This window comes from Arthrobacter sp. OAP107 (genome assembly GCF_040546765.1).
Taxonomy (GTDB): Bacteria; Actinomycetota; Actinomycetes; order Actinomycetales; family Micrococcaceae; genus Arthrobacter.
Map to the genome: position 1 here is coordinate 4,818,184 of NZ_JBEPOK010000001.1, position 15,252 is coordinate 4,833,435.

11 protein-coding genes are annotated in these 15,252 nt (G+C 66.0%); 5 read left to right on the top strand and 6 right to left on the bottom strand.

Features of this window, described 5'->3' with window-relative positions; all coding sequences use genetic code 11:
• Positions 1 to 8 precede the first annotated feature (8 nt).
• Positions 9 to 1,868, bottom strand: a complete 1,860-nt coding sequence (gene ilvD / locus ABIE00_RS22135) for a dihydroxy-acid dehydratase (RefSeq protein ID WP_331572558.1) — start codon at positions 1,866 to 1,868, stop codon at positions 9 to 11.
• Between the two features lie 86 nt (positions 1,869 to 1,954).
• Here ilvD and ABIE00_RS22140 point away from each other — a divergent pair, with 86 nt between their 5' ends.
• The 3 genes from ABIE00_RS22140 (at position 1,955) to ABIE00_RS22150 (ending at position 4,644) form a co-directional block, all read left to right on the top strand.
• Positions 1,955 to 2,797: a helix-turn-helix transcriptional regulator gene (locus tag ABIE00_RS22140; RefSeq protein ID WP_354262772.1), complete on the top strand. Its 843-nt coding sequence runs from the start codon at positions 1,955 to 1,957 to the stop codon at positions 2,795 to 2,797.
• Between the two features lie 102 nt (positions 2,798 to 2,899).
• Positions 2,900 to 3,361, top strand: coding sequence for a MarR family winged helix-turn-helix transcriptional regulator (locus tag ABIE00_RS22145; protein WP_354262773.1), 462 nt, complete (start codon positions 2,900 to 2,902; stop codon positions 3,359 to 3,361).
• On the top strand, positions 3,358 to 4,644 hold the full coding sequence (locus ABIE00_RS22150) for an MFS transporter (RefSeq protein WP_354262774.1): 1,287 nt from the start codon (positions 3,358 to 3,360) through the stop codon (positions 4,642 to 4,644). Before ABIE00_RS22145 ends, ABIE00_RS22150 begins: the two co-directional genes overlap by 4 nt.
• On the opposite strand, the gene ABIE00_RS22155 is transcribed toward ABIE00_RS22150, so the two are convergent.
• Together ABIE00_RS22155 and ABIE00_RS22160 are read right to left on the bottom strand one after the other, a co-directional pair.
• Positions 4,610 to 5,143: a GNAT family N-acetyltransferase gene (locus tag ABIE00_RS22155; RefSeq protein WP_354262775.1), complete on the bottom strand. Its 534-nt coding sequence runs from the start codon at positions 5,141 to 5,143 to the stop codon at positions 4,610 to 4,612. The two genes, ABIE00_RS22150 and ABIE00_RS22155, sit on opposite strands and share 35 nt — an antisense overlap.
• Before the next feature lie 73 nt (positions 5,144 to 5,216).
• On the bottom strand, positions 5,217 to 5,399 hold the full coding sequence (locus ABIE00_RS22160) for a hypothetical protein (RefSeq protein ID WP_354262777.1): 183 nt from the start codon (positions 5,397 to 5,399) through the stop codon (positions 5,217 to 5,219).
• A gap of 116 nt (positions 5,400 to 5,515) precedes the next feature.
• Between ABIE00_RS22160 and ABIE00_RS22165 the strand changes: the two genes are divergently transcribed.
• Positions 5,516 to 5,821 carry an ECF-type sigma factor gene (locus ABIE00_RS22165; RefSeq protein WP_354262779.1) on the top strand — a complete coding sequence of 102 codons (306 nt, stop codon included), beginning with the start codon at positions 5,516 to 5,518 and terminating at the stop codon, positions 5,819 to 5,821.
• A 65-nt stretch (positions 5,822 to 5,886) separates the two neighbouring features.
• Here ABIE00_RS22165 and ABIE00_RS22170 read toward each other — a convergent pair whose 3' ends face one another.
• From ABIE00_RS22170 to ABIE00_RS22180, 3 genes are all read right to left on the bottom strand, one after another.
• Complete coding sequence (locus ABIE00_RS22170) at positions 5,887 to 8,142, bottom strand: immunoglobulin-like domain-containing protein (RefSeq protein WP_354262780.1); 2,256 nt, start codon at positions 8,140 to 8,142, stop codon at positions 5,887 to 5,889.
• Positions 8,143 to 8,223: 81 nt separating this feature from the next.
• Positions 8,224 to 11,298, bottom strand: coding sequence for a beta-L-arabinofuranosidase domain-containing protein (locus ABIE00_RS22175; protein ID WP_354262781.1), 3,075 nt, complete (start codon positions 11,296 to 11,298; stop codon positions 8,224 to 8,226).
• 106 nt (positions 11,299 to 11,404) lie between these two features.
• Positions 11,405 to 13,948, bottom strand: a complete 2,544-nt coding sequence (locus ABIE00_RS22180; RefSeq protein ID WP_354262782.1) for an alpha-L-arabinofuranosidase family protein — start codon at positions 13,946 to 13,948, stop codon at positions 11,405 to 11,407.
• A 283-nt stretch (positions 13,949 to 14,231) separates the two neighbouring features.
• On the opposite strand from ABIE00_RS22180, the gene ABIE00_RS22185 reads away from it, so the two are divergent.
• Positions 14,232 to 15,215, top strand: a complete 984-nt coding sequence (locus ABIE00_RS22185) for an ABC transporter substrate-binding protein (RefSeq protein WP_354262783.1) — start codon at positions 14,232 to 14,234, stop codon at positions 15,213 to 15,215.
• Positions 15,216 to 15,252: the final 37 nt, after the last annotated feature.

Sequence of the window (15,252 nt, forward strand, 5' to 3'; positions counted from 1 at the left end):
GCTGTTGGCTAGTTTTCCACGAGGGAAACGTCCCTAACGGCGCCCTTGTCCGCTGACAGGGCCATGGCTGCGTAGGCCCGCAGCGCCGCGGAAACCTGGCGGTCCCGGTTCTTGGCCTTGTAACCCCCATTAACTTCCAGTTTTTCACGGCGTTCGGCGAGGACCTCGTCGGAGACCTTCAACTGGAGAAAGCGCTGCGTGATGTCGATGCTGATGATGTCGCCGTTCTCCACCAGGGCGATGGTGCCGCCGGAGGCAGCCTCCGGGGAGATGTGCCCGATCGACAGGCCGGAGGTACCGCCGGAGAAGCGGCCGTCGGTGATGAGGGCGCACTTCTTGCCGAGGCCGCGGCCCTTTAGGAACGACGTCGGGTAGAGCATTTCCTGCATGCCCGGACCGCCCTTGGGGCCTTCGTAGCGGATGACCACCACGTCGCCTTCCTTGACTGTCTTGTTCAGGATCTTTTCCACGGCTTCGTCCTGGGACTCGCACACAACGGCCGGGCCCTCGAAGGTCCAGATGGACTCGTCCACGCCGGCGGTCTTCACCACCGCGCCGTCGACGGCCACGTTGCCCCTGAGCACGGCCAGTCCGCCGTCCTTGGAGTAGGCGTGCTCCACGGAGCGGATGCAGCCTTCCGCGCCGTCGGTGTCCAAAGAGGTCCACTCGTTCGACTGGGAGAACGCGGTGGAGGAACGGACGCCACCGGGAGCCGCGTGCCACAGCGCCTTCGCTTCCTCGGTGGCCTTGCCGCCGCGGATGTCCCAGTCATCCAGCCAGCCGTCCAGGTCGGCGGAGTGCACAGAGTGGACGTCCTTGTGCAGGAGCCCGCCGCGGTTCAGCTCGCCCAGCAGGGCAGGGATGCCGCCCGCGCGGTGCACGTCCTCCATGTAGTAGGTCTTGTCCTTGGCGACGTTCGGGGCCACCTTTGCCAGGCAGGGCACCCTGCGGGACTTGGCGTCGATCTCGGCCAAGCCGTAGTCCACGCCCGCCTCCTGGGCCGCGGCCAGCAGGTGCAGGATGGTGTTGGTGGAACCGCCCATGGCGATATCCAGGGCCATGGCGTTGTCGAAGGCCTGCGCAGTGGCGATGGAGCGCGGCAGCACGGAGGCGTCGTCGCCGTCGTAATAGCGCTTCACCAGCTCGACGACGGTGGAACCGGCCTTCTCGTACAGCGCCTTGCGCGCGGTATGGGTGGCCAGCACGGAACCGTTGCCCGGCAGGGACAGGCCGATGGCCTCGGTGAGGCAGTTCATGGAGTTGGCGGTGAACATGCCGGAGCAGGAACCGCAGGTGGGACAGGCATTCTCTTCGATGAGGTTGATGTCTGCATCGGAGATGGATTCGTCCACGGCGTCGGCAATGGCGTTCACCAGGTCCAGGGAGCGCACGGAGCCGTCGGTCAGGGTCACGCGGCCGGCTTCCATGGGGCCGCCGGAGACGAACACCGTGGGGATGTTCAGGCGCAGCGCGGCCATGAGCATGCCCGGGGTGATCTTGTCGCAGTTGGAGATGCAGACCAGGGCGTCGGCGCAGTGGGCATTGACCATATACTCCACGGAGTCGGCGATCAGGTCGCGGGAAGGCAGCGAGTAGAGCATGCCGGAGTGGCCCATGGCGATGCCGTCATCCACGGCGATGGTGTTGAACTCGCGCGGCACGGCGCCGGCGGCGAGGATCGCGTCGGAGACGATCCTGCCCACGGGGGCGAGGTGGGTGTGGCCGGGCACGAATTCGGTGAAGGAGTTAGCCACCGCGATGATGGGCTTGCCGATGTCTGAGTTGGCGACGCCGGAGGCGCGCAGCAGTGCGCGGGCGCCGGCCATGTTGCGGCCGTGGGTGACTGTTTTAGAGCGTAGTGCAGGCATGAATATCATCCTGCATGGTCCATCCGGCACGCGGAAGACGGTCCTGATACTAGTAGTGGGAGTACCAGGAGTAATAGTATTTACGGGTGCAGGTATCTGAGAGGCGCAAGGAGCTTGGCCTCTTCCTCAGGGCCCGCCGTGACCAGGCAGTGCGGGCCGAGTACGGCCTTCCGCCCATAGCCCGCAAGCGGGAGCGCGAGCGCGGCCTCCGCCGGGAAGAGATCGCGTTCCTCTCCGGAGTGAGCGTCACGTGGTACACGTGGCTCGAGCAGGGCAGGGACATCAGTCCGTCCCGGCAGGTCCTGGAGTCCATCTGCCGCTCCCTGCATCTTTCGGACACCGGCCTCGCCTACGTCCTGTCGCTCGGGGGCTACGCGACGACGGCGCCTGCCAGCCCCGCGGCCGCCACCGCACCGGCCCACGTTCAGCGGTTGATGGATGCACTGGACCCCAACCCGGCCTTCGCCCTGTTCCCCGACTGGGGAGTCGCAGGCTGGAACACGGCCTACGCGGCGCTCTACCCCAACATCGCAAAAGTTCCTGCACCGGACCGCAATCTTTTGTGGCTGGTTTTCACGGACCCCTACGTCCGGGACCTGCTTCCCGACTGGGAGATTACGAGCAAGCGCTTCCTTGCGGAGTTCCGGGCCGAAACCGGACAGCGCCTCGGCGATCCGGACATCAAGTACCAGGTGGAACGGCTCCAGGAGGCCAGCCCCGAATTCCGGGCGGCCTGGGACCGGTACGACATCCTCGGCTTCGAATCCCGCGAGCGGCTTTTCCACCATCCGGCAGTGGGAATCCTTCAGCTGGAACACCATCAACTCTCCCCCTCGGACCGTCCCGATCTCCACCTCGTGGTGTATACACCGGCCCCTGGCAGCGAGGCCAGCGACCAGATGCTGCGCCTCATGTCCGGCTCCCGATAGACATACTTCACATCGCCGGCGGTTGCGGCACCGCCAACTTCGGACGATAATAGTTAGCAGTGCTAATTAGCTGCGCTAATCACCACCTTTAGGAGGCGCCAGATGCCGCCAACACAAGCGACAGACGCAGAAGCTACCGATTCCATCAGCCCCGATACCCTGGCCATCGATCTCCGGACAGCAGTCATGCGGACATCCCGCCGGCTCCGGGTAGAGGCAACCGGCGACGTCATCACCCCGGGCCAGTACACGGTCCTCGCCCAACTCGACGGCCGCGGACCCCACACGCCGAGGGAACTGGCGGACCGGGAGCACGTGCAGGCGCCGTCGATGACCCGGATCGTGAACGCCCTCGCAGAGCAGGGCTTCGTGTCCCGCTCAGCCCACCCGGCGGACGGCCGGCAAATCCAGGTGAGCATCACCCTTGCCGGGGAGGCCGCCCTGGCAGAGGCACGCGAGCAGCGGACCGCCTGGCTGGCCCAGCGCGTGGCCGGCTTGAGTCCGGAGGACCGGCTTACTCTGAGCCGGGCCGCGCACATCCTCCAGGAGATGATCGCCCAATGAGCACCACATTCCGGGCGCTGGAAAACCCTAATTACCGTCTGTGGGCCGGCGGCGCCTTGGTCTCCAACATCGGCACCTGGATGCAGCGGGTGGCGCAGGACTGGCTGGTCCTGACGGTTCTCACGGACCACTCGGGCACCGCTGTCGGCATCACGACAGCCCTGCAGTTCCTTCCCATGCTGCTGCTCGGGCCTTATGCGGGCGTCCTGGCAGACCGGTACCCCAAACGCGCCATCCTGCTGTGGACGCAGTCGGCCATGGGCCTGTGCGGGCTGGTCGTCGGACTCCTGGTGGTGACCGGTTCGGCGCAGCTGTGGCAGGTCTACGCGGCCGCCCTGTTCCTCGGGCTGGCAAGCGCCATCGACGGACCGGCGCGCCAGGCCTTCGTCTCCGAGCTCGTGGGACAGGACCACATCGCCAACGCGGTGTCCCTCAACTCCGCTTCCTTCAACACCGCAAGGCTCACCGGCCCTGCGATCGCAGGAGTCCTCATCGCGTGGGCCGGAACCGGCCCCGTGTTCCTGCTCAACGCAGCCAGTTTCATCGCCGTCATCATCTCGTTGACCCGGATCCGCAGATCAGATCTGGCCCCGGCCGTACCGGCGGCCCGCGGCAAGCACCAGGTTGCGGAGGGACTGGGCTATGTGCGCCGGCGGCCCGACCTGGTACTCATCCTTGTCCTGGTAGCTATCCTCGGTGCCTTCGGCATGAACTTTCCCATCACCAACGCGCTGATGTCCACGGCGGAATTCGGCATGGGGCCGGGCGAGTTCGGGCTATTGGGCTCGATCATGGCCGTTGGAACACTATCCGGCGCACTGCTTGCTGCCCGCAGATCCCGCCCCCGCCTCCGTTTCCTGCTTGGCGGGGCGCTGGGCCTGGGCCTGTTCACACTGATAGCCAGCGTGTCGCCGTCGTTCTGGCTGTACGCCGCCGTTCTGGTCCCGGTGGGACTGGCCTCAATGACCTTCCTGAACAGCTGCAATACGAGCATCCAGCTCTCGGTGCAGCCGCAGTTCAGGGGCCGCGTGCTGGCCCTCTACCTGGCAACCCTGCAAGGCGGGACGGCTCTGGGGGCACCGCTCATGGGCTGGCTCGGCAGCACGTTCGGCGCCCGGTGGTCGGTGGCCGCCGGCGGCGCGGTCGTGCTGCTGGCGGGATTGCTCGGCGTGTTCGTGGTGGTCCGGAGCAGCCGGCTCACCATGCGGCAGCAGCTGCTGGCTTCCTTCCCACGGAGGGGCCGCGTGGTCAGCCCAGCGGCGGGAGCGGGTACTCCAGAATGAAGTCACTCTCCACCGAGTCGCCGAGGGTGAATGACTTCGCCCCGATCCTGGTGAAGCCGGATTTTTCGTAGAAGCGAATGGCCTTGGCATTCTCGCTGTTGACCCCGAGCCAGACGCTCGCCGCGCCCTGGTGCGCCGCCCAGTCCAGCGAGGCCCGCATCAGCATGGCGGCCGCGCCCCGTCCGTGGTGGTCCGGGTGTACGTAGCACTTGCTCAGCTCAACGGACCGGTGGCCATCCAGGGCACGGAGCACATCCGGGTCTGTTGGCTGCCGGTCGACGAGCAGGGTGTACCCGTCAAGCCGGCCGTCCTCGTCAAGTACCAGGATGGCGATTTTGCTGTCGGCGAGGTACTCCGCGAACCGGTCCTTGCTGAGTGTCCGCTTGAGGTGGAGCCGGATGTCCTCCGGCGAGGCTCCAGGCGGGCAAGCGAGCGGGAAAGTCGCCGCCGCCAGGTCAGCAAGGGCGGCGGCGTCTCCGGCAGCAGCCTTCCGGATCATTGAAACTCCAAAGCGTGAGGGCGGGCAGAAATCACTAAGAGGATTCTAGGCCGCCAGGAGTTTATGGCCGGGATCAGCGGTTGCCGGACACCTTCGGCTCGACGGCCCAGGCGAGGCGGTGCAGTGCGCTGGCGGTCCTGCCCCGGAAGGTGCTCCAGGCAGTTGGCCGCGGCGCCCGCTCCTCGGTGACCGTGGGGGCCTGGGGCAGGGCGCTTGTGGCCAGGCTGTCAGAGCCAGCCAGAAAGAGGGCCATCATGCCAGTGCTTTCCATACTTTTTCTCCAGAATGGTTTTCAGGAATGGGGGGATGCGGGGGGAGACCGCGCTCGACCCCCGAGCCATTATTCCTGCCTGGTCAACCGGTTGACGAATCATGCGACAGCGTCACATTGCCAGGCCCCTGCACGCCAAGCGCCGTCAACTTTCGTTGACGCGCCATCCATTGTCAACTAACGTTGACGCCATGGAGGTGGACCGGTTGAAAACTTTGGTGGGATCCATGGACGGCGACAATCCTGTGAATGGCCTGCAGGCCGTGGCTGAGCTGCACCGGGAGATCGGACGGGCGGAAGCGGCCCTGGTGCGGCGGGCCCGCCTCTCGGGTTTGTCCTGGGAGGCGATCGCCCACGCACTCGGCGTCAGCAAGCAGGCTGTCCACAAGAAGTACGGCAAGAGATAAACGCAAAGAACAAGGGGCTCCGCCGGTACAGGCGGAGCCCCTTGCATCCCTGAGTCAGGGCCAAGTTACAGCTGGCTGTGCAGGCGCTCCAGCTCCGTCCTGGTGACGGGCAGGACCGTGCCGTGGCGCGGCGCGCGCGGCAGTTCGTAGTTGGTGGACAGCTTCCAGTTGGGGTTTTCCAGGCTGGTGCTTTCCAGCGGGATGTAGCCGCGCCCGCCGAATTCGTCGACGAACAGGTAGTACTTTTCCTCGGTGTTCGACTTGAAAATGGTTGGTCCTTCCACGCCGCCCGTTCCGGCCTTCTTGCCGATGCAGTTGGCCATCAGCGTCCAGTTGCGCGGGTTGGTCGCGGGCCCGTCGATGGCGAGCAGGTCGCTCGACTTTTCCTGCATGATGTCCAGGCAGCCGGAGACCTGTCCCTCGTCCTTGGTGAACCGGTAGTAGGTGTCACCCTCCTTAATGACCGTGGAGTCAATGACCGAGTTGCCGGGATCGTTCCACACCTTGGCCTCGGTGAACGTCCTGAAGTCCCGGGTGGTGGAGTACATCATCTTGTTGTAGGTGCCGCCGGTGTGGTTGGGGTCGTTCTCCGCGTAGATCTTGGAGGCCCAGTAGACCACGTAGGCGCCGATCTTCTCGTCGTAGTGCGCTTCCGGCGCCCAGGTGTTGCCCGCGGTGTCCGGCGAGACCTTCACGTGACGCTGCCCGGACCAGTTCACCAGGTCGGTCGATTCCCAGACCTCGATGTACTGGCTGCCCTGGCGCTGGGAGGAGTCCCAGCTGGTGCCGCTGCCGATGGAGAGGTCCGTGGCGATCATGTAGAACTTGTCGCCCTCCGGGGAGCGGATGATGAACGGGTCGCGCAGGCCCTTGGTGCCGAGCCCGGACTTGAGGACGGGGTTTCCGCCGTTCAGTTCGTCCCATTTGAGGGCGTCGTTGCCGCGGCTGGCGGCCAGGTAGATGTTCTCGCCGGCGAGGTCGTTGCCGGTGAAGTACGCGAAGGCGTAGCCTTCCTTGGCTTCGGCCTTGGGCAGCGGCAGCACCGTGACGCGGAACTTCTTCTTGGTCTTGGCTTTGCCCAGGGTGACTGTTGCCTGCAGGTTGAGCACGGCAGCCTTGCTGCCGTAGGCGGGCCGGGTGACCTCGCCGGTGGCGGTGATGACGGCGTCGTCGTTCGACTTCCATTCCACGGCGGTTCCGTACAGCCCCGCCGCGGGAAGGGTGATGTCCCCGCGGATCGCGTCGGCATCCCACACGGTCAGCGCTGCCGCGGCTTCGGTGACCTTCTGGTCGTCGCTGATGTCTTCCGGCACCGTAACGCTAAACGCTTTCGACGCCGATGCCTCACCTGACGTGGCCGTCGCGGTCAGCGTCACCGCGGCGTCTCCGGTGCCGTTGGCCGGCCGGGTGACTGTCCCCTGGGCGGAGACCGTGGCCGGATCCGAGGACGACCAGGTGTAGGCCGAGCCGTTCGGACCGGTCGCGGGCAATTTCAGGTTGGCCGTCACGGCGGAGGTGTCCCCCAGCGACAGGTCCTGCAGGTCGAGGGCTACCCGCTGCTCCGGGGAAACGTACCCGAGCTCCCGCACCTCATCGGCCGAGAGGGCACGGTTGTAGATGCGGAAGTCGCGGACCTGGCCCTTGAGGTACTTGTCGCCGGTGTACACGGACCGCCCGAGGTAGTTGGCCGTCGTCGTTCCTCCCCCGATGCTTCCGGGCGTGATGGTGACGCCGGTCTTCCGGGCCACCTCGGTGCCGTCCTCGTAGAGGACGGCGGTGCCGCCGCTCAGGGTGTAGGTGATGGTTTTCCAGGCTCCGCGGGCCAGGTCCCGGTTGGCGCTGGTGGTCTGCTCGGTGGCCCAGTTTCCGCTGGCAATGGAGGTCCGGTACGAGTTGCCAGTGGCGAAGAGGTAGCCGTTGCCGGTGCCGTTGGCGGTGTTTCCCAGGCCCCAGATGAAGTACGGGGCGCCCTGGTCGGCCGCGATCTTCACGTCGGTGGAGACGGTGATGGAGTCCAGCCCGCGCATGACGTCGTTCGGCAGCCGGACGTGGGCGTTCGTGCCGCCGAGCTGCAGGCCTTCGCCGCCCAGTGGTGTCGCATCCCCGCTGATCGTGCCGTTGCGGCCGTTGCCGGAGCTGTCCTCCGCCACCGTCCCGCCGGTTTCCGTCAGGTTGTATTTGAGGACAAGTCCGTCATCGACGGCGGAGTGGGCCGGCGCCGCGGCGACCAGCCCGCCGAGCGCCAGGGCGGCGGAAGCGGCCAGCGCGGCCGCCGCCGTCATCGCCGGTCCCGTGCGGGCGCGCGAGTGTGTTGGGATCATTGAGACACTTTCGTTCGGGCGGCCCGGAGGCCGCTGGTTGGAATGGGAAACAATCAAAACGGACGACGCCGGATGGCCGGCTCAGGCGTTCAGCCTGGCCACCAGTGCCCGGGCGCCGCTGACCAGCAGGTCGCGCAGGGACTCGTCGGTGATGTCCCGGGTGACGCCGTCGATGTACTGCCCGAGGTAGTGCACGGCCTTGGCAGGGGTCTTCTGGGCGAGTGCCTTGCCGGCCGATTTCAGCCGCGCGCCGAGCATGTCACTGGTGTCGGCCGTGATCCGGCCCGCCGCGAGCGCCGCAGCCGCAATCCGCTGCAGGTCGTCGATTTCACCTTCGGGGCTGGTAAATGCCGCCTGCTGGGCCGCACCGTAGATCCGGTCCGCATCCGCGCGGCTGAGCAGGCCTTCGGAGACCCACGTGTCCGCCGCCCGGGTGACACGCAGCAGCAGCTCGGGCTTGTTGGCGAACGGGGCTGACTGCCAGACGTCGTCAAGGAGCGTGGTCTTGTTGGCCCGTGCTGGGTTGGCCACGCCGGAGTCCGTGCCACCGAACACCACGGACGGCTCAGTGCGCCGGAAGTACGAGTGAAACGCATCCTCGGTTCCCTTGAGGAACGGCGCCAGTTCCACGCCGGCGAGCGTAAAGTGCAGCGGCTTGCCCGGGACCGGCTGGATGGCCGGGGCGAGATCCCCGTTGAGCTTGGCCGTCCCGTACGGGCCGAAGGGGAGAAGTTCGCTACGGGAATCCCGCGCCACGAGGTGGACGGGCCCGTACATCAGGCTCTGCACGGAAGGATCGTCCTGGGCCCGTTCGGCGCGGAGCGTGAACGGCATCTCCACCTCCACCGTGTCCCCGTCCTTCCAGGTCCTGGCGATGCCCAGGTACGTGCCCGGCGCCGCCGTCGCCTCTGCCGGTGCGCCGTTGACCCGGACGGCAAAACCGGTCGTAGCCCACGCCGGTACCCGCAGCCGCAGCTCGAACTGTCCGGAGCCCGCTACCTGCAGCGTGGTCCGCTGCTCGAAGGGGAAGGAGGTCTTCTGGGTGACCGTGACGTTCTTCGCGGCCCAGCGGAGAGTGGATGGAATGTAGAGGTTGACGTAGAGCGCGCTGCCGTCCGCGGCGGTGAAGTACACGGAATCCTGGTACTTCGTTGCCGACTCGAGGCCGGTGCCTTCGCAGCACGTGGTGCCCTGCTTCGGCGTGAAGTCGCGGACCGCGCCGGGCTGCAGGCCGATGAAGTAGGTGGCCAGCGGCAGCTCCGCGTCCTCCCGGTCCTGCTTGGACCCGAGGACCTGGTTGAAGAGCGCCCGCTCGTAGTAGTCCATGTATGCGGGGTTCTGGTCCTTGAAGAACAGTTCGCGCGTCAGTTTGAGCATGTTGTAGGCGCAGCAGGATTCGGCGTCGGTCGCGTTCAGGAACGCCGCGATCCGGTCCCGTTCCTTCCAGAACTCACCCTGGCTGGTTCCGCCGATGCTGAACATCCGCGTGGGCACCACCATGCCCCAGAAGTTGCGCGCGGCGGTGAGGTAGCGTTCCTCGCCGGTGGAGTTGTACATCAGCACCAGGCCGGTGAAGATCGGGATGTGCTGGTTGGCGTGCAGGCCGGCGAGGACGTCCTTGTTCTGGGCGCACGCATCGATGAGGGAGTCGAGGTCGAAGTACCTGGCCAGCTCCAGGTGCTCAGGCCTGCCCGTGTGGGCATGCGTCTCCAGGATGGCCTCCACGATGCCGCCGTATTCGCCGCTGGAGAAAATTCCCCACATCCGCTGGCGCACCGCGGGCGTGAGTTTGCTCAGCCGCGAGTGCATCCAGTCGCAGAGTCCGGCTGCCAGGTCCAGGGCCTTCGTTTCCGCGGTGGCCGAGTAGGCGTCGAGGAGTCCCTTCAGGATTTTGTGGGCGGTGTAATAGGGGGCCCAGACGCGGAGGTAGTCCGGTGTGGTCCTGCTCTCGAGTTCGATGAACTGGGTCTCCGGGTACGCCGCGAGGAAGCCGGGGTGGCTGGGCAGTCCCCAGGTGCGCCGGAGGGTGGCGCTGCGGTCCTTGCCGGAAGCGTCCGCCAGCACGGACCCGCTGCTTTCGCCGCAGGCGAGGGCGACGACGTCGCCGTTTCCGGCAGAAGAGTTCGACGCCGGCGCTGCCGCGAGTTCGGCCACCTGCGCCGCGCTGAGCGCCGAGGACCAGATGTTAACGTCCTGGTAGGCGCCGGCGAAGGTCGGATCGTTGTACTGCGACCGGCCAAGCCAGACGTTGGCAAGGCTTCCCAGCAGGGCCGGGGTCAAGGTCAGGGCGGCATTGCGGCCGGCCTGCTTTCCGTTGACGTACAGGGTTCCGGCCCGGCCGTCCAGGGTGACCGCAACGTGGCTCCACTCGTTGACCGGCAGCGGGGCGGTGCCCACGATCGTCTGCTCACCCCCGGCGAAGTTCCGGGTGATGGCGAACCGCGGCAGTCCGGCGCCGTCGCGCTGGGCGAGGAACGCGTAGGTCCTGGTGTCATTCCCGAAGTCGAAGATCCGCTCCCAGTTGGCCGCCGCCGTCGGACGCACCCACGCAGCGAAGGTGAGGGCCGTCAGCCCGTCCACGGAGCCGGCGGGCAGCTGGCCGTAGAGGTAGGAACCGCGTGCGATGTCGACGGCGGTCCCCGGCAGGCGGCCTCCGGTGGTCAGGATGCCGGGTTCCCGGGAAAGCGCGTCGCGGCATTCGTGCAGGGAGGTCACCAGGTTCCGCAGCTTGGTGCCGAAGACCTCCTCCCCCGTGCCGGCGTAGGCCTGGGCGAGCATGGACATGTGGTGGCCGGTGAAGTGCCCGCGCAGGTTGCCGTTGGCTTCGCCGTCGAGCCCTTCCCAGCCGCCGGCGGGCAGCGGGACCACCCCGGCAACGGGCTGCAGGCCGGCGTTGGCCCGGAAGACGTTGAGGTAGCGGCGCTCGTCGTACCCGCGGGCGAAGTTCAGGATCAGCTCACGTTTCCGGGCGAACACCCCCTGCCCCAGGCTGACGTCGGACAGTTTGAAGGGGTGGAGCGCAGCCGCGGCGGGCGCTGCGCCCGCGGCCGGCGCCTCCGCGTTCGCCGCCCCGGCGGCGAACTGCGGCAGCCAGGGCAAAAGGGCGGTGGCCGCTCCGAGCCGAAGGATGCTGCGCCGGGAAACGTGATGCGTCATTGGATCTCCTCAGGAATGGTCCGCATAAGGGACGCGTATGGGAAAGGCCCGGCTGCGCGATCCAGCCGGGCCTTCCCGGTCAAAGCCATGGGCTTCGGTGTGATGCCTACTTGCGGGAGCCTGCGTCTGCCAGCCGGATGAACGTCACCGACTTCGGCTCGAACTCATAGGTGAATGCCGTTCCCGCGCCGCCGAAAGTGCTCGTGGCCGGGGCCAGGTTCTGCCCGTCTGCGGTCTGGGTGAGGGTGGTGACCGCGGCAGAGCTGCTGATATTGGCCGCGCCCGCCACCTTGATGTCCACCGGTGCCTTGTCGGCGGAGGTGTTGACCACCTTCACGATGGTGTCGCCGGACTTGGCGTCCTTGGTGGCAACGGAGTAGACGGGGTCGGCCTGGGTGTCATCCACCGTGCCCCACAGGACGTTGTCCAGGTAGAGCTTGGCCGTGCGGCCGGAGACCTCGATGCGGATGTCGTATTCGTGGCCGGTCTGGATCACGGTGTTCTTTTCGATGACGTTGGACTTGCCGCCGTTGACGGCCTTCTCGACGACGGACTTCGTGTTGTTCCAGCCGCCCAGGTTCCACCAGAAGTAGTTGCCGGTGTCCTTGACGCCGAAGGAGACCAGGAAGCCTTCCGAACCGGCCAGTTTGGTGGCCTTGGTGCTCAGAGTGTAGTTGCTCCAGTCGGCGTTGCCGGCGGTCACCATGGTGTTCTGGGCGGTAGTGCTGGACTGGACGTAGCCGCCGTCCTTGATCGACCATGACCCGGTGCCGTTGCCGGTCCAGGCAGCCGCCGTTCCGGAGAAGTCGTCGCTGAACAGGGTGGCGCCGTCCGCCCCGGTGACCTTGACGTCGTCGTACTTTGCGGAGGTGGCCCAGGTGGACAGGCCGATCTTGCCCGCAATCGGCACCACGGTGGAGGCCGGGTTGTCCTGCGTGCTGGGCACCACCTGCGTGCCGACGTTGTTCATGAACAGCTTCTGGACCTCATAGTTGGGTGTGGTCCGGACGGACGTGCCGTTGAAGAACATCATGTCCGGGCTCCACTGCGTGTTGGCCTCGTTGGCGATCAGCGGCGCGTAGGACGCCATCTTGACCACGTCGGAGTTCCGTTCCAGGCCGGTCATGTAAGAGGCTTCCGCCAGGGCGTTCTCTGGCTTGTTGCCCTGCGACGCGTATTCGCCGAGGAACACCTTGTAGCTGTTTCGGTCGTAGGAGTCGTAGCGGTGGTTGTTGTTCAGGAACCACGACGGGGTGTTGTAGTAGTGCTCGTCCACGAGGTCCACGCCGGTCTGGGCGTTGAAGCTGGCGAGGTCGTCGAATTCCGGGCCCTGGCTGGATGGGCCGGTGTTGCCGATGATCTTGATCTCAGGGTGGGCCTTGCGGACCGCGTTGTAGAACTGGGTGAAGTACTGCTTGAACTCCGGCTTGTACTCCTCGTTGCCCAGCGAGATGCGGTCGAGCTTGTACGGTGCGGGATGGCCGTAGGCGATGCGCTTGGCACCCCACTCGGTGCCGGCGTCGCCGTTCGCGAACTCGATCAGGTCAAGGGTGTCCTGGATGTAGCGGTCGAGTGTCGCCTGGTCAGGGGCACGGTTGGTGTCGCCGCAGCCGGTCACGCCGACCGGGACCACCGGCACGGGGACAGCCCCCATGTCCTCGGCCCACTGGAAGTACTCCATGTAGCCGAGGCCGTAGGTCTGGTTGTAGCCCCAGAAGTTGCGGTTGGCGGGGCGCTGCTCCACCGGGCCGATGGTGTCCTTCCACTGGTAGGTGCGGGCGCGGGCGTAGTTGGGGGCCGAGTAGGTGTCGTAGCTTCCGGTGTTGACGATGCAGCCGCCGGGGAAGCGCAGGAAGCCGGGGTGCAGGTCGTTGATCTTTTCGGCGAGGTCCTTGCGGAGGCCGTTCTCCCTGCCGTTCCAGGTGTCCTGGGGGAAAAGCGACACCATGTCGAGGCGGACCGTGCCGGTGCCCTGGACGAGGGTGGCGAGCCGGCCGGCTCCGGTGGAGGACTTGGGCGAGAGGGTGACCTCGTACTTGGCCCAGCGGTCACCCTTGACCTTGATGGTGGCGATGTCCAGGCGGGTACCCTCCGGCGTCTCCAGCGTGACGGCGAGGGTGGAACCGGACGGGTTGGAGGTGCGCGCCCAGACGGAGTAGTTGTACTTTTTCTTCGCTTCGAGCTTCTGCCCGGCGTTCCAGCCGCTGTTGCGGACGCCCACGCCGGCGCCGCTTCCCGCGCCGGCCGCCGTGGCGTCGATCTGCAGGTAGTTCCGGTTGTTTTCGTTCAGCCGGTTGCTGTCATTGACGACGGCGACTGTTCCGTCGCCGCCCCGCTTCAGGGTTTCCCAGGCGGTCATGGGGGTGTACGTGCGGTTGTCGGCGGAGTTGAACTCAAACGACCGGTTCTGGACGAGCTCCGCGTAGATGCCGCCGTCGGCGCCCTGGTTGATGTCCTCGTAAAAGGCTCCGTACATGGTGGGGTCGATCGACGGCCCCGAACCGGCGGCGTTGATGCTGATGGTGCGGTTCTCACCGGGCTCGGCATTGGCGCCCAAGGCGGGGGCCAGCGACAGCAGCGCGGCCGCCAGGGACCCGGTGAGCGCCAGGGTACAGGCCCGTTTGGCGGGGCTTGAAGGTTTGGATGGCATGGAAGGGATGGCCTTTCTCCATTGAACGGTTGGCCGGCAACCGGTGTTAACGCTAACAACAGGCCGACCGGAGTTGAGTATTCGACATCTTTCGGCTCTTGTAAAGGGCCTTCCCAAAAATCGACAGGTTATCCATTGAGCATGCGAAATTGTGACCGGACCTACTTGACGGGCGAATTTGTTAGCGTTCACAATGAGTCGCAGAGCGCATCAGCGCACTTGCAGCAACGGCGGTGTATGAAGTCTCCCGCCTGCATGTAACTAACGCTTCCGGGAGGATGTTGTGTTTAAGAAATCCCTGCTTGCGGTGGCCGCCGCATCGATGCTTACCCTCACTGCCTGTGGCGGAACCGCCGGCGCCGGCAGCGCTGGCGGCAACTCCGGCGGAGACAAGATCACCATGGGCTTTGCCCAGGTCGGCGCCGAAAGCGGCTGGCGCACCGCCAACACCAAGTCGGTCCAGGACTCCGCCAAGAAGGCCGGCATCGACCTGAAATTCTCCGATGCCCAGCAGAAGCAGGAGAACCAGATCAAGGCCATCCGCTCCTACATCCAGCAGAAGGTCGATGTCATCGCTTTCTCCCCCGTAGTGGAATCCGGCTGGGACACGGTGCTGAAGGAAGCCAAGAACGCCAAGATTCCGGTCATCCTGACGGACCGCGCGGTGGACTCCTCGGACAAGACTCTTTACAAGACCTTCCTCGGTTCCGACTTTGTTGAGGAAGGCAAGAAGGCCGGGGACTGGCTGGTCAAGGACTCCAAGTCAGCAACCGACACCGTCAACATCGTCGAAATCCAGGGCACCACCGGATCGGCACCTGCGAACGACCGGAAGGAAGGCTTCGCGGAGGCCATCAAGTCTGACCCGAAGCTGAAGATCGTCGCCTCGCAAAGCGGTGACTTCACCCGCAGTGGCGGCAAGCAGGTCATGGAGGCCTTCCTCAAGAACAACGCCGACATCGACGTCGTGTTCGCCCACAACGACGACGAGGGCCTCGGGGCCATCGAGGCGATCGAAGCCGCCGGCAAGGTTCCCGGCAAGGACATCAAGATCATCACGATCGACGCCGTGAAGGACGGCATGACCGCGCTGAGCAACGGCAAGATCAACTACATCGTCGAGTGCAGCCCCATGCTCGGTGACCAGCTCATGGATCTGGCCAAGAAGGTCATTGCCGGCGAGAGCGTGCCCGAGCGCGTCGTCACCGAGGAGACCACCTTCACGCAGGAGCAGGCCAAGCAGGTTCTTGCCAGCCGCCCGTACTAAGCCGCGGCGCCCCTGAACGTCCGTGCGGCGGCGGATC